Here is a 24,977-nt window from a genome sequence, read left to right as displayed (position 1 = left end):
TGTTCGTTATTGCCGCGAAGCGATGATCTCAAGGGCGCGTGCGCCCGGGATCGCTTCGCCGGCGGAGAGCCTGAGGAAATCGCCGGGTTCGCCCGCCAGCGCCTTGTCGAGCAGCGCGGTGTAGCGTCGCCGCGAGATCTCGACGGCGCCGAAGCTCTTCAGGTGCTCGGTGACATATTGGGTGTCGAGCAGCTCGAAGCCGCCGTGAATGAGCCGCGCGACCAGATGCACCAGCGCGACCTTCGAGGCGTCGCGCACATTGTGGAACATGCTCTCGCCGAAGAAGGCCCGCCCCAGGCTGACGCCGTAGAGACCGCCGACGAGATCGTCGCCCTGCCAGGCTTCGACGCTGTGGCAATGGCCGAGCTCGAAGAGCCCGCCATAGAGGTCGCGGATGCGCTTGTTGATCCAGGTGTCCTCGCGTCCCACTTGCGGCGCCGCGCAGCCGGCGATGGTCGCCTTGAACGCGGTGTTGACGGTGACGCGCAACTGATCCGAGCGCACGGTGCGCGCGAGGCGCGAGGCGACGCGGAAGCCGTCGAGCGGGATGACGCCGCGCAGCTCCGGCTCGACCCAGAACAAGGTCGGATCGTCGGCGCTTTCCGCCATCGGAAAGATGCCGCAGGCATAAGCGCGCAGCAGCACGGCCGGCGTGATTTCAGACGGGGCGGAGTCGCGCGAAGTCATGGCTTGGCATCATAGCAGGATCGCAATGCAGTTGCGATGGGTGGCGGCCGGACCGCTCAGCTCGCCGCAGCGGTGCTGGTCTTGCCGACGCTTGGGGCCACGCGGCCGAACTTCAGCACGACCCGAGTTCCGGAATGCGTGGGATCACGCTCCACCGTCGCGTCGAGCTTGGTGGCCATGGCTGCGACGATGCGCTGGCCCATGCCGGTGGAGCGCGGATCGGCCTTGACGTTGTCGCCGACGCCGTCGTCGGTGATCGAGAGCAGGAGATCGTCGCCTTGCGAGATCAGCTCGACATGGATCGGGCCGGCGCCATCCGGATAGGCGTATTTCACCGCGTTCATCACCAGCTCGTTGACGATGATGCCGACGGCGACCGCACGGTCCGGATCGATCTCGATCGGCTCGGCCTTCAGCGTCAGGCGCGACATCCGGTTGCCTTCGGCGGACCGCCTGAGATCCTCGAGTAGCGAGTCCAGATACTGATTGAGGACCACGCTCTTGAGGTCCTGCGAGGTGTAGAGGCGGCGGTGCACCTGCGCGACCGCGGCGACGCGGCCCATCGCATTGGTCAGCGCCGCCTTGACCTCGTCCTGCGCTGCGGAGCTCGCCTGCAGGTGCAGCAGCGAGGCGATGATCTGGAGCGAGTTGCCGACGCGGTGGTTGACCTCGCGCAGCAGGAGCTCGCGTTCGGCGGCGAGCGCCGCGTAGCGGTCGCGCGAGGCGTGGATCTCGGCCTCGGCTTCCTCGCGCGCCCGCTGCAGCTCGGCTTGGCGCAGCGCGCCCTCGGCGGCGACGTGGAGGAGCGGGATGAAGTCGCCCTGAACGTCTTTGACCAGATAGTCGGCCGCTCCCGCCTTGAGCGCGGTCACCGCGATGCTGGAATCCTGCGAGGCGGTGACGAACACGACCGGCGGCGCGTCCGGGATCGCCATGATCTGCTCGAGCGTCTCGAGCCCGTCGAGGCCCGGCATGTACTGATCGAGCGCGACGACATCGATGCCGCCTTCGGTGCTGTTCTGGGCGGCGGAACGGCGGATGCGCTCGAGGCCTTCCTCACCGCTTGCGGCATGGACGACCCGGAAGCCGCGCCGCGTCAGGCCGCGATCGACCAGGCGCGCCAGCGCCCCGTCGTCGTCGATGTAGAGCAGTGTCGGCGTGGGCTGGTTCATGTGGCGGCGGGCGGGACCTGGATGACCGAGAAGAACAGCCCGAGCTGCCGGATGGCGTTGGCGAAATTCTCGTAGTTGACGGGCTTGGTGATGTAGACGTTGCAGCCGAGCTCGTAGCAGCGCTTGATCTCCTGGGAATCGTCGGTGGTGGTCAGCACCACCACGGGCGAGGCCTTCAGATATTTGTTCTCCTTGATCTGCCTCAGGATGTCGATCCCGGTCATGTCGGGCAGGTTGAGGTCGAGCAGGATCAGGAGCGCGTTGCCCTTCTGCACGAGCCCGGAGCCGTCGGCGCCGAACAGGTGCCGCATGGCCTCGGTGCCGGTGGCGAAGGAGACGATCTCGTTGTTGACGCCCGAGCGGCGGATGTTGCGCTCGATCAGGCGGGCATGGCCCTCGTCGTCCTCGATCATGATGATGGTGACAGGCTGGGTCATCGATCTCGGTTCCGGTTGCTCACGTTCCAGGCGATCGGCAGCGTGATCGTGAAGGTGCTGCCCGCATTAAGTTCCGATGATACCGACATGGTGCCGCCGAGGCGACGCACAAGTGCACGCACATGCGCAAGGCCGATGCCCTGGCCGGGCTTATCCTGGGTTCCCGCGCGGCGGAACAGGTCGAATATCCGCTGGTGGTCCTTCGGATCGATGCCGCGGCCGTTGTCGCTGACCTCGAAGATAGCGTAGCCGAGCTTGGTCCGCCCGCGGATTCTGATCTCGCCGGGCACGCCGGGCTTGAGATATTTGATCGCGTTGTCGATCAGGTTGGAGAAGATCTGCTCGAGGGCGAGGCGGTCGCTCACGAGGTCCGGCAGGGGCTCGAGATGGATCTCGGCCTGCGCCTCGGCCGCCTGGTGCGCCAGTGTCGTTGCGATGGCCTCGATCAGCTCGCGCGTGTCAACCTTCACCGGCTGGAATTCGCGCCGGCCCTCGCGGGTGAGGTTGAGGATGGCCGAGATCAGCCGGTCCATCTTGGCGATCGACGATTTGATGAAGCCGAGCGCTTCGGAGAAATCCTCCGAGAGCTGCTTGTCGGCGCCTTCGAGCGCGATCTCGCCCGGCGCGGCAGGCGCGAGCGGCACTCCCGCCGCGGGGACATGCGCGAGGCTGCCGATGCGGCGGAAGATGTCGCCGCCGAGCTCTTCGAGCTCGCTCGTGAAGCCCATGATGTTGACGAGCGGCGAGCGCAGATCGTGGCTGATGATATAGGCAAAGCGCTGGATCTCGTCGTTGGCTTCGCGCAGATCCGCCGTGCGCTCGTCGACGATGGCCTCCAGATTGAGGTTGGCATCGCGCAGGCGCGCCTCGGCCTCGTCGCGCACGCGTGCCGAGCGCCGCACCAGCCAGATCGAGATCAGCGCCAGCACCACCACGAGGCCGGAGCCGATACCAGTCATCGAGGCGGCCAGGGTCTGGCTGTGGTCGGAGTTGGCCGTGCGGAGGCGGAACAGGCGCTCCTCCTCCTGGATCATCGCGTTCGCGACGCTGGTGATCCTGGTCGTGGTGTCCTGCGCCGCGGCCTCGCGAACCAACGCAGTGGCCCTGTCCGGCTGCCCCTGCTGCATAAAGATCATTTCCTGCGCAAACTGACCGAGACGGATTTCGATCGCCGCGCTCAGCTTCTCGACATTCGCGCGTTGCTGCGGATTGTCGGCGCTGAAGCGCGTGAGCTTGTCGAGGGCCGGAATGATCGCCGAAACGGCCTTTTCATGGTCGACCTTGAAGTTGTCCCCCTGGGTCAGCAGAAAGCCACGGGCGCCGCTCTCGGCGCGCCGGATCTCCAGCAGCAGGGCATTGATCTGGTTCTCCACCTCGATGGTGTGAAGCACCCATTTGCTGTCCTCGCGCGCCTTGTTGACGAGGTAGACGGAGCCGGCGCTGATCACGGTCAGCACCAAAATGCCCGCCGCGAACAGCAGGACCTGCCAGAATGCCCACCGTCGCTGGCCTTCAGCCGTCACGACGGTTCACCTGTTTGCGTGCGATGGAGTTCAAAACGCCCCCTTGGAATTGGCCCAACCCTCCAGAACGCGATCGGGGCCAAAGGGTTCCGCAAGGGGACGAGGTTATCGCGGGGCGGGTTCCGCCTTGCCGGCCAGGTACTGCTCCAGCCAGTGGATGTGGTAGTCGCCGTTGATGATGTCGGCTTCGCGCACCAGCGCACGGAACAGCGGCAGCGTGGTCTCGATGCCTTCGACCACCATCTCGTCCAGCGCCCGCCGAAGCCGCATCAGGCATTCGGCGCGGGTCTTGCCGTGCACGATCAGCTTGCCGACGAGGGAGTCGTAATAGGGCGGGATCGTATAGCCTTGGTAGACGGCGGAATCGATCCGCACCCCAAGGCCGCCGGGCGGATGATATTGCAGGATCCGGCCCGGCGAGGGGCGGAAGGTCTGCGGGTTCTCGGCGTTGATGCGGCACTCGATCGCGTGGCCGATGACCTGGACCTCGTCCTGCCTGGCCGGCAGGTCGCCGCCGGCGGCGATGCGGATCTGCTCCAGCACGAGGTCGATGTCGGTGATGCTTTCGGTGACGGGATGCTCCACCTGGATGCGGGTATTCATCTCGATGAAGTAGAACTCGCCGTCCTCGAACAGGAATTCGATGGTGCCGACGCCGAGATATTTCATCTCGCGCATCGCTTTGGCGCAGGTCTCGCCGATCTTGGCCCGTGCGGCGGCGGCGAGGACGGGCGAGGGGCCTTCCTCCCAGACCTTCTGGTGGCGGCGCTGCAGCGAGCAGTCGCGCTCGCCGAGATGGATCGCGCCGCCGCGGCCGTCGCCGAGGATCTGGATCTCGATGTGGCGCGGCTTCTGCAGGTATTTTTCCAGATAGACGGAGGCATCGCCAAAGGCGGATTTGGCCTCGTTCGCCGCCGTCGACAGCGCCACCTGCAGGTCCGCCTCGCTGTGCGCGACCTTCATGCCGCGGCCTCCGCCGCCCGCCGCCGCCTTGACCAGCACCGGGAAGCCGATCTTCCTGGCGATCGCCATTGCATCGTCGTCGGGACCGACGGCGCCGTCCGAGCCGGGCACCACGGGGATGCCGAGCCGCTTGGCGGTCTTCTTGGCCTCGATCTTGTCGCCCATCAGGCGGATGTGCTCGGCCTTCGGACCGATGAAGTGCAGATTGTGCTCGGCGAGGATTTCCGCAAAGCGCGCGTTCTCGGAGAGGAAGCCGTAACCGGGATGCACGGCATCGGCGCCGGTGATCTCGCAGGCCGCGAGCAGGGCGGGCACGTTGAGATAGCTGTCCTTGGACGCCGGCGGCCCGATGCAGACGCTCTCGTCCGACAGCCGCACATGCATGGCATCGGCGTCCGCGGTGGAGTGCACGGCGACGGTCGCGATCCCGAGCTCCTTGCAGGCCCTGAGGATGCGAAGGGCGATCTCGCCGCGATTGGCTATGAGGATCTTGTCGAACATGTTGTCCTGCAGCGAATGGCGAAGTGGCGAATGGCGAGTAGGGAAGGCTGACGCCATTCGCTATTCGCTAATTCCCATTCGCGTCACTCAATGATCACCAGCGGCTCGCCGTACTCGACCGGCTGGCCGTCCTCGACCAGGATCTGCGTCACCGTGCCGGCGCGCGGCGAGGGGATCTGGTTCATCGTCTTCATGGCTTCGATGATCAGCAGCGTCTGGCCGACCGAGACCTTGGTGCCGACGTCGATGAACGGCTTTGCGCCCGGCTCCGGCGCCCAATAGGCCGTGCCGACCATCGGCGAGGTCACGGCGCCCGGATGCTTCGACAGATCGGCCGCGGCAGGGGTTGCGGGGCTTGCCGCCAGCGGCAGGGCGGCCGGAGGAGCCGTCACCTGCATCGGCATGGTCGCGGCAACGCTGATGTTGCGGGCGACGCGCAGGCGCAGGCCCGCCCGCTCGATCTCGATCTCCGTGAGGCTGGTCTCATCGAGCAGAAGTGCCAGCTCGCGGACGAGCGCGGAATCCTCGCTGGAAAACTTTGCGGCTGCTTTGTCGTCTGGCTGGCGCGCCATGTTGTTTGATCCGAATGTTCTGTTGGAAGGGAGCGTCAGGCGTTGGGCTTGATGCCGAGCTTGGCGGCAAGGCCCTGGATGGCGAGGCGGTAGCCCTCGATGCCGAAACCGCAGAGCGAGGCGAAAGCCGCGCGTGCGGTGTAGGAATGGTGACGAAAACTCTCGCGGGCGTGGATGTTGGTCACATGCACCTCGACCGTCGGAATTTGCACGGCGAGCAGCGCATCGTGCAGTGCGATCGAGGTGTGGGAATAGCCGCCGGCATTGATGATGATGCCCTTCATCTTGCGCCGATGCGCCTCGTGGATGAAGTCGATCAGCTCGCCTTCGCGGTTGGACTGCCGGCAGTCCGCCTTCAGGCCGAACGTCGCGGCCGTCTCCCGGCACAGCGCCTCGACGTCGGCCAGCGTCGCGTGGCCGTACTTGTCGGGCTCGCGCGTCCCCAGCATGTTGAGGTTCGGCCCGTTCAGGACGAGGATCGTGTCGGTTGCAGGTTCGGCCATTCCAATCCCGGGAGAGGTGTTTCGGGTGGCGGGGGTTATAGGTAACAAAGCGCGTGAGGGGAAGCCTTGAAGGGCCTCGAGGGCCGGTTCAAGCACCTCATCCAGTGCGCAAAAACCTGTGCGGAAACTACGGAAATTGCTTGTTAACCAGGCCGAAGCATGGCTGCCGGGCGCATGCAAAGGGGCGGGCAAGCTGCCCGCCCCCTAGATTGCCGGTGTCCGGCCTTAGACGTTCAGGACGGCCACGATCTCGTACGTGTCCGGATTGATGATGACGATTTCATCGCGGACCAGGACGTACTTGTAGGCCCGCCACTCCGGATAGATGGTCACGACCCGCGACGGCAGGGCGTGCAGGGTGATGCCCTCGCGCGGAATGCGGGTGCCGACCGAGATCGAGAAGTTCACGTTCGTCACGGGGGCGACGCGCTCCTCGCGGATCACGGACGTGATCTGCGTCCGCTGCTCGGTCGAAAGCTTGGCAGCGGCGCCCGCCTGGCCAACCGTGGTCGAGCTCTGGCCCTGCACGTTCTGGGTCGAACTGGTGCCGGTCTGACCCTGCGCGTTCTGGTTCGTGCTGGCGCCAGTCTGGCCCTGAGCATTCTGGTTGGTGCTGGTGCCGGTGCCCTTCTGGGTCTCGGCGTTGTTGGTCGAGGTGCCGCTCTTGCTGCCCTCAGCCTTCATGTCCTTCTGGTCCTTGCTGCCGGACTTGCTGGTGTCCTGGCTCATGCTCTTGGACTTGTCCTGCTGGGACTTGTCCATCTGACCCTGCGCGCGCTCGTCGGTGCGCTGGCCCTTGGTGGCGCCGGCCTTGTCTTCGGCCGCGTTCTTGTGCATCGCGCCGCCCGAACGGTCGTCCTTCATGGCGCCGGACTTGTCTTCGGACTTCGTCGCGCTGGAGCCGCCGGCCTGGCCGACGGTGCCCTTGTCAGCGGCGCCGCCGGAGGGCTGGGAGTGCTGCATCTGCTGCGAGCCAGCGCCAGTACCCTTGTCTTGTGCGTTCGCCAGACCGGCGCCCGCGACGAGGGCGACTGCGGCAACTGAAATCATAAAGCGGTTCAACATCGAATTCTCCTCACGTGTCATTCGCGTCATTGCCCGCGCCGACAACGAAAGGAGTTTTGAGTTGTTCCGGAACTTCGGCTGTTCCGCGGCATTTGTTTGTTGAATGCCAGATGAATGACTTGGCACGAAGGCGCCAACGTTCCGCGCAAGGAAAAAGGCCGACTTTTTCAGCCGGCCTTTTCTTGTTTCGGTGTCGTAAGACGTGTGGTCAGCAGGTTGCCTTGCCGCAACGCGCAATGCCGATCTTTTCCTTGAGGCTTTCGACGCCGACGGCGCCGATCACGATCTGTTTGCCGATCACATAGCTCGGCGTGCCGTTCATGCCCATTGCCTCGGCGAGCTTGAAATTCTCCTCGATGGTGGCGCGCACCTCGGGGCTGGCGATGTCCTTCTCGATGCGAGCGGTGTCGAGACCGGCTTCCTTGGCGGCCTGTATCGCGCGGGCCTTGTCGGCGGCGCCGCGGCCGCCGAGCAGCTTCTGGTGGAAGTCGAGATATTTCTTGCCCGAGGGATCCTGCATGCGCACGGCGACCGCGACTTGGGCCGCCTCGACCGAGCCCTGGCTCAGCACCGGAAACTCCTTCAGCACGACCTTCAGCTTCGGATCGCCCTTCATGATGGTCAGCATGTCGTCCATCGCGCGTTTGCAATAGCCGCAATTGTAGTCGAAGAACTCGACGAAGGTGACGTCGCCCTCCCTGTTGCCGAGCACGACCTGGCGCGGCGAGTTGAAGATCGCCTCGGCGTTCTGCGCGATGCTGGCCTCGTGCTTCTGCGTCTCGGCCGCGGCCTGCCGCTTGCTGAGCTCGGCCATGGCCTCCTCGAGCACCTCGGGATGGCTGACGAGATAGTTCTTGATGATCTTCTCGATGTCGGTGCGCTGGCTGTCGGAGAAACTGTCGGCGGAGGCGGGCACGGCCGCGCCGAACATGGCGAGCGCGAACAATGCAGGAGCGAGCAGGCGCAGCGAAGGCATAGTCAAATCCTCTTATCCAAAGCAGGTTTCGAGAAACGTCCCGGCGGATTCAAGCCCGGTGTCGTGACGTCGTGGTCGGCCGTCGTTCGAGTTGCGTCAATTGCGCGGCGGCTTCGCCGCAACGATGTCGTCGGCCTTGACCCATCCGGGCGTGCCGACGGCGAAACGGGTTTTCGCGCGCGTCGCAAGCTCGCGGGCGGTCTTGTTGTCGCCGCGCAAATACGCGGCCTGGGCCGAGGCGAGATCTGCCTCCGCGTAATCTCCCTTCCGGCCATAGGCCATCGCGAGCTGGGTGAAGCCGAGCGCCGCCTCGGGCTCCCGGGCCACCGCGGCGCGGAGAATCCGAACGGCCTCGTCGGTGTAGGCCTTATTATCGGTTCCGACCAGAGCCTGCCCAAGTAACATCTCGATGAGGGGGGCGTTGTTCGAGAGGGCGACGGCCTTGCGCAAGGGAGCGATCGCTTCGGCCGCCTTGCCGCTTTCCAGGAGCGCCTGGCCGCGCACCTCGTAGAAATACGGGTTGTTCGGCTGCACCTGGATCAGCGCGTCGATCTGGGCGAGCGCGCTGCGCAGATCGCCGTGGAGGTAGGTGCTGATGGCGCGCGCATAGCGCGCCGGCAGGCTGTCGTTGGTCTGGGGATAGCGGCGGTACACCGTCTCCGGCCGCTCCATGAAGGCGGAGATCTTGGCACGGACCATGTCGTGCCGGAGCTGGAGCGCGGGATCGTCCTTCTTGTTCCAGTACGGGCTGGAGCTTGCGAACTCCTGCAGCGCGGCGACGCGCTCGGCCGGCATCGGATGCGACTGCAGGTAGGGATCGGCCCCGCGCGCGGCGAACAGGCTCTCACTGGTGAAGCGCTTGAACGTCTCGTACATGCCCTTGGGCGATTGCTGGGTCTCCGTCAGGAATTTCACGCCGGCACGGTCGGCGTTCTCCTCCTGCTGGCGCTGATAGGACAGCAGCGACCGGCGGATCACCTCCTGCGGGGCGGCGATCGCGGCCGCGCCGGCATTGGCGAGCCCGTTGTTGCCTGCGCTGCTGCGCTGGGTGCTGCCGGCCGCAATCGCGCCGGCGCCGAGCAGCATCGCGATGATCATCTGGGTCTGGGCAGCGGCGAGCTGCTCGCGCAGCTTGGACAGATGGCCGCCCGCCAGATGCCCAGTCTCGTGCGCGAGCACGCCGATGATCTGGTTCGGCGTCTCCGCTTGCAGGATGGCGCCCCAATTGACGAAGATGCGGCGGCCGTCCGCGACGAAGGCGTTGAACGAGCCGTCGTTGATGATCACCATCTGGATGTTCTGCTTCTCCAGACCGGCAACGCGCAGGATCGGGCGCGTGTATTCGCGCAGCAGTTGCTCGGTCTCGGTGTCGCGCAGGACCGGCGGTCCCTTGGCCTGCGCGTGCGCGGCCGAGAACGGCGTCAGCGTGATCGCCGCGGCCGTGACGAGGGCGGTGAGGGCGGAGGCCTTCTTGCGCAATGCGATCTGGAGCGACATCAAGCGGTCTTGGTCAAACGGGCTCGGTCAAGTGTTCTTGGTCAAGCAGTTTCGTGATTGGTTTTGGTGATTGGCGGCGGACCGGATACGCGATATGCCCTTGTGAGCGATGCCCTCATTGAGCCGTACAATGCGGCCAGTCTGGGGCGCAAGCGCCTCGTTTTCGGACCGGACGGACCGGTTCGCCAGCCAATAGCAGAAATCGATGTACGATGCGACATTGAGGAACCGGTTGGGGCAGTGGCTCGAGCCCTCCAGCCGCAGCGATGTTCCCCCGTTCATGGTGATGGACGTCATGGCCGCGGCGGCCCGAATCGAGGCCGCCGGTGGTCATGTCATCCACATGGAGGTCGGCCAGCCCGCGGCCGGCGCGCCCAGGACCGCGATCGCGGCCGCCCATGCGGCGCTCGAGGCTGGACGGATCGACTATACCTCGGCGCTCGGCATCCCCTCCTTGCGCGCGCGCATCGCGCGCCATTATCGCGACACCTATGGCAGCGACGTGAGCCCCGATCGGATCGTCGTGACGACGGGCTCGTCGGGCGGCTTCATCTTGGCGTTCCTGTCGATGTTCGAGCCCGGTGATCGCGTCGCCGTGACGGTGCCGGGCTATCCGCCGTATCGACACATCTTGACCGCGCTCGGCTGCGAGCCTGTGCTGATCGAGACCACGAACGAGACTCGGCACGCGCTGACCGGCGAGGCGTTGCTCGCGGCCCATCGCAAGGCGCCGCTGAAGGGCGTTCTGGTCGGCAGCCCCGCCAATCCGACGGGCACGATGATGTCCCGTGACGCGCTCGCCGGCCTGATCGCGGCGGCAGAAGACGCCGGCATCCGCTTCATCTCGGACGAGATCTATCACGGTCTCGATTACGCGTTTCCAGCCGTGACGGCGGCGGCGCTGTCCGAGCACGCGCTCGTGATCAACTCGTTCTCGAAGTATTTTTGCATGACGGGCTGGCGCGTCGGCTGGATGGTGGTGCCCGAGATCCTGGTGCGGCCGATCGAGCGGCTGCAGCAGAACCTCTCGATCTCGGTGCCCTCGCTGTCGCAGATCGCGGCGGAGGCTGCATTCGACGGCACGGCCGAGATGGAGGCGATCAAGCACGGCTATCAGGAAAACCGGCGTGTCCTGATCGATGGTTTGCCGAAGGCCGGATTGACGAGATTCCTGCCGGCTGACGGCGCCTTCTATCTCTATGCCGATGTCTCGGACTTCACCTCGGACAGTTTCGAGTTCGCCAAGCAGATGCTGGAGCAGGCGCGCGTGGCGGCAACGCCGGGCCTCGATTTCGATCCCATCCATGGCCGTTCCTTCATCCGCTTTTCCTATGCCCGTTCGCTCGATGAGATGCGGGAGGCAGTTGACCGGATCGCTCACTGGCTTAAATAGCCGCCAGTTTTAGACAGCCTTCCGGAGTTCGACGTGCCTGACCGTTCCGCCGCTACGCCACATTCTTCTCTCGCCGCGTTGATGTGGCCGACCCGACCGGGCGAAGCCGTCGGTACGCTGCGTGCCGTCGTGCTGATTGCGCTCGGCACCGCGTTGATGGCGCTGTCAGCCAAGGTGAATCTGCCGCTGCCCTACGTGCCGATGACGCTGCAGACGCTGGTGGTGCTGATGATCGGCGCCGCCTATGGTTGGCGCCTTGGCAGCGCAACCATGATCGCTTACCTCGCCGAGGGCGCGATCGGGCTGCCGGTGTTCGCCGGTCCCGTGGGTGGCATCGCACCGCTCGTCGGCCCGACCGCGGGCTATCTGTTCGGCTTCGTGCTGGCTGCGTTTCTGACCGGCTGGCTCGCCGAGCGTGGCTGGGATCGCAGCGTGACGCTGCTGTTTGCGGCGATGGCTGCGGGCCACATCGTCATTCTCGCGACCGGGTTCGGCTGGCTGGCATTCGGCCTTGGTCTCGGCGCCGCCAAGGCCTGGCAGGTCGGCATCGTGCCGTTCATCGCGGCCTCGCTGGTCAAGAATGCGCTCGGCGCGACCCTGATGCCGGCGGCGCGCCGGCTCGTCGAGCGCCGCGGGTAAAACGCGCCAACACGAGCAGTTCCAATTGACAGGGCCGGCCAAGTTGATCTTGGCTGGCCCAATGTTGTGAGGGGAGTGAAACTGATGACGACGACAACGATGGCGGGGGCGCCGGTCGCGCCGCCCGTCGCCAAGCCGTGGTACAAAGTACTCTACGTCCAGGTGCTGATCGCCATCGTGCTCGGCGCCATCGTCGGATGGCTGTGGCCGACCGTCGCCACCAACGAATGGATCAAGGCGCTCGGCGACGGCTTCATCAAGCTGATCAAGATGGTGATCGCCCCGATCATCTTCTGCACCGTGGTCTCCGGCATCGCCCACATCCAGGACGCCAAGAAGGTCGGTCGCATCGGCGTCAAGGCGCTGGTCTATTTCGAGGTCGTCTCGACCTTCGCGCTGGTGATCGGTCTCGTTGTCGGCAATCTCGTCAAGCCGGGCTCCGGCTTCGGCAATGCGGCGGCAAACGAGGCAGCCGTTGCCAACTACGCCAAGCAGGCGGCCGGCCAGAAGTCCGTCGACTTCGTTCTGCACATCATTCCGGACACCGTGGTCGGCGCCTTCGCGCAAGGCGAGATTCTCCAGGTGCTGCTGTTCGCAGTGTTGTTCGGCTTCGCCTTGATGAGCCTCGGCGAGCGCGGCCACACCATCCGCAGCTTCATCGACGATGCCGCGCACGCGGTGTTCGGCGTCATCTCGATCGTGATGCGAGCGGCGCCGATCGGCGCGTTCGGTGCGATGGCCTATACGATCGGCAAGTTCGGCACCGGCGCGATCCTGAATCTGGTCGGCTTGATCGCGACGTTCTACGTCACGGCTGCGCTGTTCGTGTTCGTCGTGCTCGGCCTCATCGCGCGCATGGCGGGGTTCTCGATCTTCAAGTTCCTCGGCTACATCAAGGACGAGCTGCTGATCGTGCTCGGCACCTCGTCCTCGGAAAGCGCGCTGCCGTCCTTGATGGAGAAGCTGGAGCGGCTCGGCTGCTCCAAGTCGGTGGTCGGCCTCGTCGTGCCCACGGGTTACTCGTTCAACCTCGACGGCACCAACATCTACATGACGCTGGCGACGCTGTTCATCGCGCAGGCGCTCGGCGTCGAGCTCTCCTTCGGCCAGCAGATCACCATCCTCGTGGTGGCGATGCTGACCTCGAAGGGCGCCTCCGGCATCACCGGCGCGGGTTTCATCACGCTGGCGGCGACGCTCGCCGTGGTCGATCCGCGGCTCGTGCCGGGCATGGCAATCGTGCTCGGCATCGACAAGTTCATGAGCGAGTGCCGCGCGCTGACCAATCTGTGCGGCAACGGCGTCGCCTGCGTGATCGTCGCCTGGTGGGAAGGCGAGCTCGACCGCGACAAGCTCAAAGCCAACCTCGCCAAGGAGATCGATCCGACCGACATGGAGACGGCGATCACGACGGACTGATCCTTGCAGCGCGAGCTGCGCTGTCAGAGCTCGAAGTGATAGGGCTGGTCGAGATCCTCGATCAGCCCTTTTTCCTTGAGGCTAGAACCGCTCCGGCCGATACGGCGTAGGATCGACCGCCGGAGTTTCACCGCTCATCATCTCCGCGAGCAGGCGTCCGGTCGCCGGTCCCAGCGTGAAGCCCTGATGGCCGTGGCCGAAATTCATCCAGAGGCCGGGGTGGCGCGGGGCTGGGCCGAGCACAGGCAGCATGTCGGGCGTGCAAGGCCGCGTGCCGAACCACGGATCCGGCTCGGCCCGCTCGCCGAGGTCGATCAGCTCGCGCGCGGAGGCTTCGGCGCTGGCCAGCTGCACCGGCGTTGCCAATGCATCCGCGCCCGTCAATTCCGCGCCGGTGGTGATGCGGATGCCCTTGGCCATCGGCCCCATGGCGTAGCCGCCGCTTTTGTCGATGAGGGGCAGGTCGAGCGAAGCGCCGCCGCTGTAATGCATGTGGTAGCCGCGCTTGCGCACCAGCGGGATGCGATAGCCGAACTTGTACAACAAATCGGGCGACCACGGCCCGAGCGTCACGACGGCGTGGGCCGCGTCGATGCGCCCCTCGTCGGTGTCGACCGACCAGCCGGTCGCGGTCTGCCGCAAGCTCTGCGCATCACCGAGCACGATCCTGCCGCCGAGGCGCGCGAACAGCTCGGCATAGGCCGTGACCAGCGCGCCGGGGTCGGACACTGTCCAGGTGTCGAGCCAGTGGATCGCACCCGGAAGATCGTCGCGCAGGATCGGCTCGGCCCTGGCAAGCTCGCTGCCCGACAGCACGCGATAGTTCACGCCGAATTCGCGCTGGTCTTCCTCCGCGGCCTTGATCGACAGATCCAACGAAGCGCGATCGCGAAACAGCGCTCGGTAGCCGGCGCGGCGGATGAGATTGTCGGCATGCGCCTCGCGGATCAGGATGTCGTGCTCGGAAGTTGCGTAGGCGATCAGCCGTGCCCACGCCTCGATCGCCTCGCGATGCCGCTTCGGCGCCGAGTGCCACCAATAGCGGAGCAGAGGCTCGATGTGCAGATGGAGGGAGGAGAGGCTGTAGCGCACGTCGTTGGTGCGGCCGGTCGCGATCTTCAGGAGCGAGGCGAGGTCGCGCGGCATCGGATAGGGGCGCACCGCCTCGGCCTGGATCATCCCGGCATTGCCGTAGCTGGTCTCGCGGCCCGGCTCCCGGCGATCGACCAGCGTCACCGACCAGCCGCGCTGCTGCAGATGCAGCGCGGCGCCCACGCCCACCATGCCGCCGCCGAGAATGATCGCGCTTTGCATTGCTGCTAACCTCATCAAATCAAAACCGCCCGGTTTGGCCGGGCGGTTTCAACTCTTTTGTCCCTTTACTCGCCGCCGCCGAAACGGCGTGACCACCAGCCAGCCCGGCGCGGGGCGGTCGGGGTTTCGCTTGCCGCGTCCGGCGCGGGCTCAGCTGCGGGTGCGGGCGCGGCAACCGGCTCGGTCGCCTCCGCGGCCGGCGTTGCGGGCTCCGGCTGGCTGTTCAGCAGGAAACTGACCTTTTCGCGCACGGTGGAGCGGCGCCGCGCGGCCTTGTCGCCGGCAGGCTCATCGTCCGGCGTTGCGGCGGTAGCTGGCTCCGGCTGGGCCGGCGCCTCGGTCTGCATCTCGGCGTGCGGCTCGGGCTGCGCAACTTGCGGCTCGGTGCTGGGCTCGGCGTGCGCGATCGAGGGCGAAGCCTGGCCGCCGAAACCATCGAAATCGGCGACTGCGTCGACGGCTTCCGGCGGCTGGCCGGTGCCGAGCTCGTCGCTGATGGAGCCGGCAAGACCTTCCTCGCCGCCACCGCGACGGCGGCGTCCGCCGCGGCGACCACGCCGGCGCCGGCGATCACTGCTGCCCTGCTGTTCGCCACGGGCCGCCTGTTCCTCGCCTTCCTCACCGTCCTGCTCGGACTCGGTCTCGTCCTCGCCTTCGGCGGCGACCATCGCGGGCTCGGGCAGGGTCGGCGCCGTATCGTCGCGCAACTCACCCTCGCGCTGGCCACCGCGACCACGCCGACGGCGACGGCGCTTGCGGCGCTGGCCGTCCTGCTCGGAGGCTGCCTCGCCGCCGGCCTGCTCGTCGGCAAGACCTTCGGTCTCATCGGTTTCGACCTCGGATTCAGTCTCCAGGTCGAAGCCGTCCTCGTCGTCGTAGACCTCTTCGACCAGCGGCGGCGGGCTCGCCGCGGCTTGGGCTGCAAGCAGCGCCTTGGCGGCTTCGAGCGTATGCACCTGCTCGCCGCGGTCGATCACATAGGCCTGCGGGCCGCTGACGCTAGCGTCGGCGATCACCGACAGCGTGACCTTGAAGCCGTTCTCGAGGTCGCGCAGATGGCCGCGCTTGTGGTTCAGCACATAGAGCGCGACGTCGGTGCGGGTGCGGACCACGAGATTGTGGGTCGCGCCCTTCATCAGGATCTCTTCGAGGCCGCGCAAGAGCTGCAGCGCCACCGAAGACACCGAGCGGACATGGCCGGTACCGCCGCAATGCGGGCACGGATCGGTCGAGCTCTCGAGCACGCTGGCGCGGATGCGCTGGCGCGACATCTCCAAGAGGCCGAAATGCGAGATGCGGCCGACCTGGATGCGCGCGCGATCCTGCCTGAGGCAGTCGGACAGCTTACGCTCGACCGCGCGGTTGTTGCGCTTCTCGTCCATGTCGATGAAATCGATGACGATCAGGCCGGCGAGGTCGCGCAGGCGCAGCTGGCGGGCGACCTCTTCGGCCGCCTCCAGATTGGTCTTGAGCGCGGTGTCCTCGATATGGTGCTCGCGGGTCGAGCGGCCGGAGTTGACGTCGATCGAGACCAGCGCCTCGGTCTGGTTGATCACGATATAGCCGCCGGAGCGCAGCTGCACGGTCGGCGAGAACATCGCATCCAGCTGGCTCTCGACGCCCATGCGCGAGAACAGCGGCTGGCCGTCGCGATACTGCTTCACCGCGCTGACATTGGCGGGCATCAGCATCTTCATGAAGTCGCGGGCTTCGCGGTAGCCGGCTTCGCCGGCGACCTGGATCTCGTCGATCTCCTTGTTGTAGAGGTCGCGCAACGAGCGCTTGATCAGCGAGCCTTCCTCGTAGACGAGGGTCGGGGCCTGCGACTTCAGCGTCAGGTCACGCACCGTCTCCCACATCCGGATCAGATATTCGAAGTCGCGCTTGATCTCGGGTTTGGTGCGGGAGGCGCCTGCGGTGCGCAGGATGATGCCCATGCCCTCGGGCACGTCGAGATCCTGCACCACTTCCTTCAAACGGGAACGGTCCTGCGCGCTGGTAATCTTGCGGCTGATGCCGCCGCCGCGCGCGGTGTTCGGCATCAGCACGGCATAGCGGCCGGCGAGCGAGAGGTAGGTCGTCAGCGCCGCGCCCTTGTTGCCGCGCTCTTCCTTGACCACCTGCACCAGCATCACCTGGCGGCGCTTGATGACTTCCTGGATCTTGTACTGGCGGCGCGGACGGAAGGTGCGCTCCGGCACTTCCTCCAGCACGTCGTCGCCGCCGACGGATTCGACGACTTCCTCTTCGGCATCCTCGCCGTCTTCCTCATCCTCGTCGTCGTCTTCACCGGCTTGCTCTTCACCGGCTTGGGCGGCCTCGGCATGCGGCGCTTCAGTGCTTTCGCCGGCGGCGTAAACGGCATCGGCCGGCTCGGCGGCCGACGTCACGGCTTCGGCCAGAGGCTCTGCCTGCGCTTCGGCGGCTGGAGCTTCGGAAGCGGGAACATCGAAGGTTGGGGCCGGCTGCGGCGCGGCAATTGTCTCGACCGCGGGCTCGGCGCCGACCGCCGCGACAGGCGCGGGCGTCTCGCCGGCGCGATCATGGTCATGATGATTGCGCTCGTCCTCATGGCCATGGGCGTGATCGTGAGCGTGATGGTGCTCGTGATGGTGCTCGTGATCATGATGATGATCGTCATGATCACGGTCATGGTCGCCATGATCGTGATCGTGGCCCTCGTGCTCGCCGTGATGCTCCGTATCGGCGTGCAGATGCTCGCCCTCGGCATGCTCGGGCTGCGCGGCGCCTTCGACCGGCTGGGCGGCGGGATCGGCGCCGGCCTCGAGGCCCTCGACGATGTCGCTGCGCACGCGCTCGCCATGACCGCGCCGGCGGGCGTTGCGGTGGCGCGAGCGGCGGCGCCCGTGCGAGCGATTCTCGCTCTCTTCCTCGGCCTCGCGATGGGCCTGTTCCTCGGCCTCGATCAGCGCCTGCCGGTCGGCGACCGGGATCTGGTAGTAATCGGGATGGATTTCGCTGAAGGCGAGGAAGCCGTGGCGATTGCCGCCATATTCGACGAAGGCGGCCTGGAGCGAGGGTTCGACCCTTGTGACCTTGGCGAGGTAGATATTCCCGCGCAGTTGCTTGCGTTGCGCGGTCTCGAAATCAAACTCTTCGACGCGATTGCCGCGGACCACGACGACCCGGGTCTCTTCCGGGTGGGTGGCATCGATCAACATCTTGTTGGGCATGTCTTAACTCTTGGCGGCGGCGGGCGCGATAAGCCGTGGGCGCGTATCGCGCCGCCGGGTGACGCGACGGTCCACCTGATTCGGGGGTGAGGGGAAGGCCGAAACGCCGTCTCTCGCGCCTTGCCGAACCGGAAGCTTCAGGACCATTGCGACGCGCGGGATTGTCACTCCGCAGCGTCGCGAATGCTCCTTCAGATTTCGTCGGCACAGTCTGGCGCATCAAGCGTCGGCCCGTATGAAACACTGGGCGGCGAGGCCGCCCTTCAATCAGTTGCTGCTGGCCAGGCACGGCGCGAGCGCGCTCGCCTTGGGGATCACGAACCGCCCCCTTGGGATCAAGGGACCGGGTAATGGGTTACGCCGCTGTCAGAACCGTCCCGGTAACATGAGTGGTAACCCGAGACCGTCCGCCGCCGGGGCTTGACCCGCTCCACCTCGCTGCCGCGCACCGCGCTGGTCTTAGAGGGAAACGGAAAACGCTGGAATTCCCAAACCTTGAGAGTTCCGGCGCTGCACCGGGAGGCTGAATGCGACACAACCGGAAATATCGGCCGTCAGCATTCCGTACATACGAGGAATGAGCCATCGGTGCAAGGGAGCGTCGCACGGCGGTCACAGTCGGAGAGTTTCGCGTTTCCGTCATTAAGGATCGATTAACCCTGTGGTTTTATTGCGTTAAGAGAGCTGCTCGGAGGCACGGAATCGGTGGCGAGCCGCACAAATCGACGGATTCTGCTGGGAGGCGTGTTGCTGTGCATCGCGGCATTGCCGTGTGCCGATTCCTCGCGCCTGATCGCCGCCGAAAGCCGGCCGCAACCCGCTGCCGTCGCAGCGAATTTTCCGGTCGCCTCGGCCGCCCGGCTGGCCGGCGACGGCAAGCAGACCCGCTTCATCCTCGACCTCGACCAGACCGTCACCTTCCGCGCCGTCACGCTGGCCGACCCCTATCGCGTGGTGGTGGACGTGCCGCAGATGAATTTTCAGCTGCCCGCCGGGATCGGAAGCGGGGGGCGGGGGCTGGTCAAGGCCTTCCGCTACGGGCTCGTCATGCCCGGCGGCTCGCGAATCGTGTTCGACCTGACCGGGCCGGCGAAGATCGCCAATTCCTACGTGCTGGAGGCGGCCAACGGCCAACCGGCTCGGCTCGTGCTCGAGCTGGAGGAGGTCGACCGCACCGCCTTCGTGTCGTCGCTGCCGGTCGAAAACCGTCCCGAGTTGCGGCCCGCGATCGCCGAAGCGCCGCCTGCCACGGTTCCGAGCGCGCCGGCCCCCGATGGGGCGCAGCAGAAGCCCGACGGTCGCCCGGTGGTGGTGATCGATCCCGGCCATGGCGGCATCGACAACGGGACCCAATCGAGCGGCGAGAGCGAAAAGAACCTGGTGCTGGCCTTTGGCCTCGCGCTCCGCGACAAGCTGGAGAAGGCCGGCAAGTACCGCGTGGTGATGACGCGGGACGACGACACCTTCATTCCGCTCAGTGACCGCACCAAGATCGCCCGCAATCTCAAGGCGGCCTTGTTCGTTTCGATCCACGCCGATGCGCTGCCGCGGGCCGAGGGCGATGCGCAGGGCGCGACCATCTATACGCTCTCCGACAAGGCGTCCGATGCCGAGGCCCAACGGCTGGCCGATGCGGAGAACCGCGCCGATGCGATTGCCGGCTTCAACCTCGCGGAGGAGCCGACCGATGTCGCCGACATCCTGATCGACCTCACGCAGCGCGAAACCCGCACCTTTTCAAACCGTTTTGCCCGCCTTTTGATGAGCGAAATGAAGCAGACGGTGCGGATGCACAAGCATCCCCTGAAGTCTGCCGGCTTCCGGGTCCTGAAGGCGCCCGACGTGCCCTCGGTGCTGGTCGAGATCGGCTACGTTTCCAACAAGGCGGATCTCGGGCACCTTGTCTCCGAGGGCTGGCGGTCTCGTGCCGTGGGCTCGATGGCCCAGGCGATCGACGGATTTTTGACCAAGCGGATGGCCACGGCCGGATCGTCAAATTGACGACCGGGGGGACGTCGAACTGAGCCGGCTTGTTCCTCCTGAGCCAAAGGCCCTAGTTTGGCCACAGCGGACGCTTTATAGAAAACCCGTAGAGGGTTCCGGAATCGGCGAGAATCCTGTTCGGCAAGCGTCTTAAGTCCGGCCTTGATGTGATTGCGTAAGCCGGTGAATTCGCGATGTGAGGTTGGCGCCAGTTTTGGGGTGCCAGTTTTTAGGTCCCATGGGCTGAGTACTGGGCTGATCCAGAGTTTGAACGGATAAACAGATAATGCGCTTGCTGGTGCGGTTCATGGGCTTCCTGTTCGCCGCGGGAACAGTGGTGTTCCTTGTCGGTGTCGGGGCCGTGGCAGGCCTGATCTGGCATTTCTCCAAGGACTTGCCGGACTACTCCCAGCTTCAGGATTACGAGCCGCCGGTGATGACGCGCGTGCACGCGGTCGACGGTTCGCTGGTCGGCGAATACGCCAAGGAGCGACGGCTGTATCTACCGATCCAGGCAGTGCCAAAGCTCGTCATCAACGCGTTCCTCGCGGCCGAGGACAAGAATTTCTACGAGCATGGCGGCATCGACTACACCGGCATGGCACGCGCAGGCCTGCTCTATCTCCAGAATTACGGCTCCAACCGGCGTCCGCAGGGCGCGTCCACGATCACCCAGCAGGTCGCCAAGAACTTCCTGCTCACCAACGAGGTCTCCTTCGCCCGCAAGATCAAGGAAGCCTTGCTGGCGATGCGCATCGAGAAGACCTATTCGAAGGACAAGATCCTCGAATTGTATCTCAACGAGATCTATCTCGGCCTCGGCGCCTACGGCATCGCGGCGGCCTCGCTGGTCTATTTCGACAAGTCGGTGAACGAGCTGACGGTGGCGGAAGCGTCCTATCTGGCGGCGCTGCCGAAGATGCCGGCGACGCTGCATCCGGTCCGCAACCGCGACCGCGCCATCGAGCGCCGCAATTACGTGATCGACCGTCTGGTGGAGAACGGCTGGATCAAGCAGGCCGACGCCGACAAGGCGCGCAAGGAGCCGCTCGCCGTCACCAGCCGCTCCAACGGCGCCCACACCTTCGCCGGCGAATATTTCGCCGAGGAAGTCCGCCGCGACATTTTCGAGCGCTACGGCGAGAAGAAGCTCTACGAGGGCGGCCTGTCGGTTCGCACCACGCTCAATCCGAAGATCCAGGTCATGGCGCGCAAGGCCATGGTCACCGGTCTCGTCAACTATGACGAGCAGCAGGGTTATCGCGGCGCCATCAGCAAGCTCGACATTTCGGGCGACTGGGGCGTGAAGCTCGCCGAGATCAAGTCGCTGTCCGACATCTCGCCGTGGCGCATGGCGGTGGTGCTGGAGACCAGCGACCAGTCGGCGCGCATCGGCTTCCAGCCGAGCCGGGAGCTTGGCGGCGCCGTCAGCAAGCAGCGCGAGACCGGCATCGTCACGCTCGACGGCGTGCGTTGGGCGAGGGCCGCGCAAGGCAACGCCAAGGGCAAGACGCCGGCCTCGGTGGCGCAGGTGCTTGCGCCCGGCGACGTGATCTATGCCGATCCGCTCTATTCCAAAGAGGGGCAGCCGGTCGAGGGCCAGTACCGTCTTCGCCAGATCCCGGAAGTCTCGGGCGCGATGGTGGTGATGGATCCCTGGACCGGCCGCGTGCTCGCGATGGTCGGCGGTTTCTCGTTCGACCAGAGCCAGTTCAATCGCGCCACGCAGGCCTACCGGCAGCCGGGTTCGTCGTTCAAGCCGATCGTCTATTCGGCCGCACTCGACAACGGCTATACGCCCTCGACCGTCGTGCTCGACGCGCCGATCGAAATCGACCAGGGCCAGGGTGCCGGCGTGTGGCGGCCTGAAAACTTCTCCTCCGGCAAATTCCAGGGACCGGTGACGCTGCGCAATGCGCTGCGGCAGTCGCTCAACACGGTGACGGTGCGCCTCGCGCAGGACATCGGCATGCCGCTGATCGGCGAATATGCCCGCCGCTTCGGCGTCTATGACGAGCTGCCGAACTATCTCTCCTACGCGCTCGGCGCCGGCGAGACGACGGCGATGCGCATGGTCACGGCGTACTCGATGCTCGCCAATGGCGGCCGCCGCGTGAAGCCGACGCTGATCGACCGAATCCAGGACCGTTACGGCCGCACCATCTTCAAGCACGACCAGCGCGAATGCCGCGGCTGCGACGCGCCCGGCGGCTGGAAGAACCAGGCCGAGCCGCAGCTGATCGACCGCCGCGAGCAGGTGCTGGATTCCATGACCGCCTATCAGATCACCGAGCTGATGGAAGGCGTGGTCCAGGCCGGCACCGCGACCGTGATCAAGGAAGTCGGCAAGCCCGTTGCCGGCAAGACCGGTACCACCAACGAGGCCAAGGACGCCTGGTTCGTCGGATTCTCGCCCGACGTCGCGGTCGCCATCTACATGGGCTACGACAAGCCGCGTCCGCTCGGCAAAGGCAACGCCGCAACCGGTGGCCATCTGGCCGCTCCGATCGCGCGCGATTTCCTCAAGCTCGCGCTCGCCGACAAGCCCGCCGTTCCGTTCAAGGTGCCGGCCGGCATCAAGCTCGTCCGCGTCGTCGCCAAGACCGGCATGCGTGCCGGCCCCGGCGAGACCGGCGGAATCATCCTCGAAGCCTTCAAGCCGGGCACGGCGCCGCCGGATAATTACTCCGTCATCGGCGTTGCCGATGCCGACGGGCGCGGCGGCATGCCGGCCTCGCAACAGCAGCCGGATTCCGGTTTCCTCATGCGGCCGGGCACCGGCGGGCTGTGGTAGCGGATAACGTCTGATACGGACGAGGGGGGCGGTTGCGCTTTCGCGCCGCCGCCGTTACATCCCCAGCGCGGTGAGATGAACTGCATCGCGTCAGATTTTTTATTTGCGCATGATGCTTTCGGGAAAGCGCTGCACACTTTCCCGGATCATGCGCTAGACCAGAGAACAACATGCGCGCCGAGATCGAACGGTTGGTAGAAGAGATCAAGCAGTCAGTCGGGCTGCTGAGGAGGCATCTTTGACGTCGAGAAATCGACGGCGCGCCTCGCTGAGCTGAACAAGCTCGCAGAAGATCCCAACCTCTGGAACGACCCCCAGAAAGCCCAGAAGCTGATGCAGGAGCGCACCTCGCTGGAGGATGCGCTATCGGGCATCGGCAAGGTCGAGCAGGAGCTCGAAGACGACATCGGCATGATCGAGCTCGGCGAGGCCGAGGGCGATGACGGCGTCGTTGCCGAAGCCGAAGCTGCGCTGAAGAACCTCAAGAAGGAAGTGGCGCGGCGCGAGCTCGAGGCGCTGCTGTCGGGCGAAGCCGACCGCTTCGATTCCTATCTCGAAGTCCATGCCGGCGCCGGCGGCACCGAGAGCCAGGACTGGGCGCAGATGCTCCTGCGCATGTACACGCGCTGGGCCGAAACGCATGGCTTCAAGGTCGAGTACCTCGAAGAGTCCGAGGGCGAAGAGGCCGGCATCAAGTCGGCGACCATCCAGGTTTCCGGGCACAACGCCTATGGCTGGCTGAAGACCGAAGCGGGCGTGCATCGCCTGGTGCGCATCTCGCCGTTCGATTCCAACGCACGGCGGCACACCTCGTTCTCGAGTGTGCAGGTGTTCCCCGTCATCGACGACAGCATCAAGATCGACATCAAGGAATCCGACGTCCGCGTCGACACCATGCGCTCGGGCGGTGCCGGCGGCCAGCACGTCAACAAGACCGAATCCGCGGTGCGCCTGACGCATATCCCGACCGGCGTCGCCGTGGTCTGCCAGGCCGGCCGCTCCCAGCACAAGAACCGGGCGCAGGCGTGGGACATGCTGCGCGCGCGTCTCTACGAGATCGAGCTGAAAAAGCGCGAGGAGAAGGCTGCCGCCGACCAGGCCGCCAAGACCGATATCGGCTGGGGCCACCAGATCCGGTCCTACGTGCTGCAGCCCTATCAGATGGTGAAGGATCTGCGCACGGGCGTGCAGACCTCCGACACTTCGGGCGTGCTCAACGGCGAGCTCGACGAGTTCATGGCCGCGACGCTGGCGCAGCGCGCCTTCGGCACCACGAGCGGCGACATCGAGGACGTGGACTAGCCATGCCGCGCGTCGCCTTCATCGGGCTTGGGCGGATGGGCCACGGCATGGCCGGCCGCTATCTCGATGCCGGCTTCACGGTGACGGTCTGGAATCGCAGCAAGGCCAAGGCCGCGGACCTGATCGCGCGCGGCGCGCTTTGGGCGACCTCGCCGGAAGATGCCGCGATCGATGCCGATGCGGTCGTGACCATGGTCGCCGACGACGAGGCCTCGCGCGTGGTCTGGCTCGGGCCGCAAGGTGCGGCCAAGGCGGCCAAGGCCGGCACCATCGCGATCGAATGCTCCACCGTTTCCTATGACCACGCCCGCGAGATGGGCCGCGAGCTCAATGCGCGCGGGCTGGTCTACATCGATTGCCCCGTCACCGGATTGCCGGACGCGGCGGCGGCCGGGAAGTTGACGCTTCTGGTCGGCGCCGATGCGGCCGATCTCGAGCGCGCGCGGCCGTATCTGACGCCGATCGGCTCGACCATCCGTCATTTCGGCGCGGTCGGCTCCGGCACGGTCTACAAGCTCATCAACAATCTCATGGGCGCGATCCAGATCGCCGGCCTCGCCGAGGGCCTTGCGATGGCCGAGCAGGCCGGGCTCGACATGAACCTGGTGCTGGAATCGATCCAGGCAGGCGTCGCCGCAAGCCCGCAGGTAGCGCGTCATTCCAAGCGCATGGTCGCCCGCGATTTCAGCGGCGCGACCTTCACCGCAGCGCTGCGGCACAAGGATGCCGCCTACGCCGTGAAGCTCGCCGAGAGCCTGCTCGCGGACAAGCCGCTGGTCGCGCGCGCTGCGGTCGAGGCCTATGCGCAGGCGAAGGCGGTGATGCCTGATGATGATGAAGGGCGGATGAGCGAGCTGGTGTCGCGGCCGAAGCAGCGGTAGGACGTGTACTCACAAACTTCTGCTTATCGATGCAAAGCGGAAGTCTCCGACCATGAAAGCTGTTTGGCTTCTGGACCCGAAGCAGACCTCGACGGCTACCCCCAATAGACGTAATGAAAATCGCCCCGCTCCTCTCAACGTGCTATGATTTGTCACGACAAG

The 24,977-nt window shown here is 65.7% G+C and carries 18 protein-coding genes and 1 pseudogene; 7 read left to right on the top strand and 12 right to left on the bottom strand.

The window, feature by feature from the left end; genetic code table 11:
* Positions 1-6: 6 nt before the first annotated feature.
* From aat to XI05_RS28425, 10 genes are all read right to left on the bottom strand, one after another.
* Positions 7-687, bottom strand: coding sequence for a leucyl/phenylalanyl-tRNA--protein transferase (aat, locus tag XI05_RS28470; protein ID WP_271508056.1), 681 nt, complete (start codon positions 685-687; stop codon positions 7-9).
* Between the two features lie 56 nt (positions 688-743).
* Positions 744-1,859, bottom strand: coding sequence for a sensor histidine kinase (locus tag XI05_RS28465; protein WP_271508053.1), 1,116 nt, complete (start codon positions 1,857-1,859; stop codon positions 744-746).
* Positions 1,856-2,296, bottom strand: a complete 441-nt coding sequence (locus tag XI05_RS28460; protein WP_172788656.1) for a response regulator — start codon at positions 2,294-2,296, stop codon at positions 1,856-1,858. The genes XI05_RS28465 and XI05_RS28460 overlap by 4 nt, the downstream gene beginning before the upstream one ends.
* The gene (locus XI05_RS28455; RefSeq protein ID WP_271508050.1) at positions 2,293-3,819 is read right to left on the bottom strand and encodes a sensor histidine kinase; all 1,527 of its coding nucleotides are present in this window, start codon (positions 3,817-3,819) and stop codon (positions 2,293-2,295) included. The genes XI05_RS28460 and XI05_RS28455 overlap by 4 nt, the downstream gene beginning before the upstream one ends.
* A 105-nt stretch (positions 3,820-3,924) precedes the next feature.
* Positions 3,925-5,283: an acetyl-CoA carboxylase biotin carboxylase subunit gene (gene accC, locus XI05_RS28450; protein ID WP_271508047.1), complete on the bottom strand. Its 1,359-nt coding sequence runs from the start codon at positions 5,281-5,283 to the stop codon at positions 3,925-3,927.
* A gap of 83 nt (positions 5,284-5,366) precedes the next feature.
* A complete protein-coding gene (accB, locus tag XI05_RS28445; protein ID WP_271508046.1) occupies positions 5,367-5,855 on the bottom strand; it encodes an acetyl-CoA carboxylase biotin carboxyl carrier protein in 489 nt (162 codons plus the stop codon).
* A gap of 35 nt (positions 5,856-5,890) precedes the next feature.
* Positions 5,891-6,358, bottom strand: a complete 468-nt coding sequence (aroQ, locus tag XI05_RS28440) for a type II 3-dehydroquinate dehydratase (RefSeq protein WP_025036005.1) — start codon at positions 6,356-6,358, stop codon at positions 5,891-5,893.
* Between the two features lie 225 nt (positions 6,359-6,583).
* On the bottom strand, positions 6,584-7,423 hold the full coding sequence (locus XI05_RS28435) for a DUF1236 domain-containing protein (protein ID WP_271508043.1): 840 nt from the start codon (positions 7,421-7,423) through the stop codon (positions 6,584-6,586).
* Positions 7,424-7,631: 208 nt separating this feature from the next.
* Positions 7,632-8,399 (bottom strand): DsbA family protein, encoded by a 768-nt coding sequence (locus tag XI05_RS28430; protein ID WP_271508040.1) that lies wholly within the window; start codon positions 8,397-8,399, stop codon positions 7,632-7,634.
* Between the two features lie 96 nt (positions 8,400-8,495).
* Positions 8,496-9,896 carry a M48 family metalloprotease gene (locus XI05_RS28425; RefSeq protein WP_271508037.1) on the bottom strand — a complete coding sequence of 467 codons (1,401 nt, stop codon included), beginning with the start codon at positions 9,894-9,896 and terminating at the stop codon, positions 8,496-8,498.
* Positions 9,897-10,101: 205 nt separating this feature from the next.
* Here XI05_RS28425 and XI05_RS28420 point away from each other — a divergent pair, with 205 nt between their 5' ends.
* The 3 genes from XI05_RS28420 to XI05_RS28410 all read left to right on the top strand — a co-directional run bounded on the left by XI05_RS28420 (position 10,102) and on the right by XI05_RS28410 (position 13,347).
* On the top strand, positions 10,102-11,289 hold the full coding sequence (locus XI05_RS28420; protein ID WP_271508034.1) for a pyridoxal phosphate-dependent aminotransferase: 1,188 nt from the start codon (positions 10,102-10,104) through the stop codon (positions 11,287-11,289).
* An 81-nt stretch (positions 11,290-11,370) separates the two neighbouring features.
* Positions 11,371-11,928 carry a biotin transporter BioY gene (locus tag XI05_RS28415; RefSeq protein ID WP_271508532.1) on the top strand — a complete coding sequence of 186 codons (558 nt, stop codon included), beginning with the start codon at positions 11,371-11,373 and terminating at the stop codon, positions 11,926-11,928.
* 84 nt (positions 11,929-12,012) lie between these two features.
* On the top strand, positions 12,013-13,347 hold the full coding sequence (locus XI05_RS28410; RefSeq protein ID WP_271508031.1) for a dicarboxylate/amino acid:cation symporter: 1,335 nt from the start codon (positions 12,013-12,015) through the stop codon (positions 13,345-13,347).
* An 81-nt stretch (positions 13,348-13,428) separates the two neighbouring features.
* Here XI05_RS28410 and XI05_RS28405 read toward each other — a convergent pair whose 3' ends face one another.
* Together XI05_RS28405 and XI05_RS28400 are read right to left on the bottom strand one after the other, a co-directional pair.
* Entirely contained in the window at positions 13,429-14,661 is a 1,233-nt protein-coding gene (locus tag XI05_RS28405; RefSeq protein WP_271508028.1) for an NAD(P)/FAD-dependent oxidoreductase, read from the bottom strand.
* Positions 14,662-14,726: 65 nt separating this feature from the next.
* Positions 14,727-17,855 (bottom strand): Rne/Rng family ribonuclease, encoded by a 3,129-nt coding sequence (locus XI05_RS28400; RefSeq protein WP_442869325.1) that lies wholly within the window; start codon positions 17,853-17,855, stop codon positions 14,727-14,729.
* 705 nt (positions 17,856-18,560) lie between these two features.
* Here XI05_RS28400 and XI05_RS28390 point away from each other — a divergent pair.
* From XI05_RS28390 to XI05_RS28375, 4 genes and pseudogenes are all read left to right on the top strand, one after another.
* On the top strand, positions 18,561-19,856 hold the full coding sequence (locus tag XI05_RS28390) for an N-acetylmuramoyl-L-alanine amidase (protein ID WP_271508019.1): 1,296 nt from the start codon (positions 18,561-18,563) through the stop codon (positions 19,854-19,856).
* A gap of 268 nt (positions 19,857-20,124) precedes the next feature.
* On the top strand, positions 20,125-22,632 hold the full coding sequence (locus XI05_RS28385) for a penicillin-binding protein 1A (RefSeq protein WP_271508016.1): 2,508 nt from the start codon (positions 20,125-20,127) through the stop codon (positions 22,630-22,632).
* A 170-nt stretch (positions 22,633-22,802) separates the two neighbouring features.
* Positions 22,803-23,934, top strand: a protein-coding gene (prfB, locus tag XI05_RS28380; protein ID WP_260383522.1) for a peptide chain release factor 2 whose coding sequence is annotated in 2 segments (ribosomal slippage) — positions 22,803-22,871 and positions 22,873-23,934 — 1,131 coding nt in all. Because the reading frame shifts where the segments join, the coding sequence is not laid out codon by codon here.
* A pseudogene (locus XI05_RS28375) lies at positions 23,925-24,815 on the top strand (NAD(P)-dependent oxidoreductase); the annotation flags it as partial. The gene prfB and the pseudogene XI05_RS28375, both read left to right, overlap by 10 nt.
* Positions 24,816-24,977: the final 162 nt, after the last annotated feature.

This window comes from Bradyrhizobium sp. CCBAU 11357 (assembly GCF_028128865.1).
GTDB lineage: Bacteria > Pseudomonadota > Alphaproteobacteria > Rhizobiales > Xanthobacteraceae > Bradyrhizobium.
Note: the sequence above shows the minus strand (reverse complement) of the source record. Positions and strands in the feature narration are given on the sequence as shown.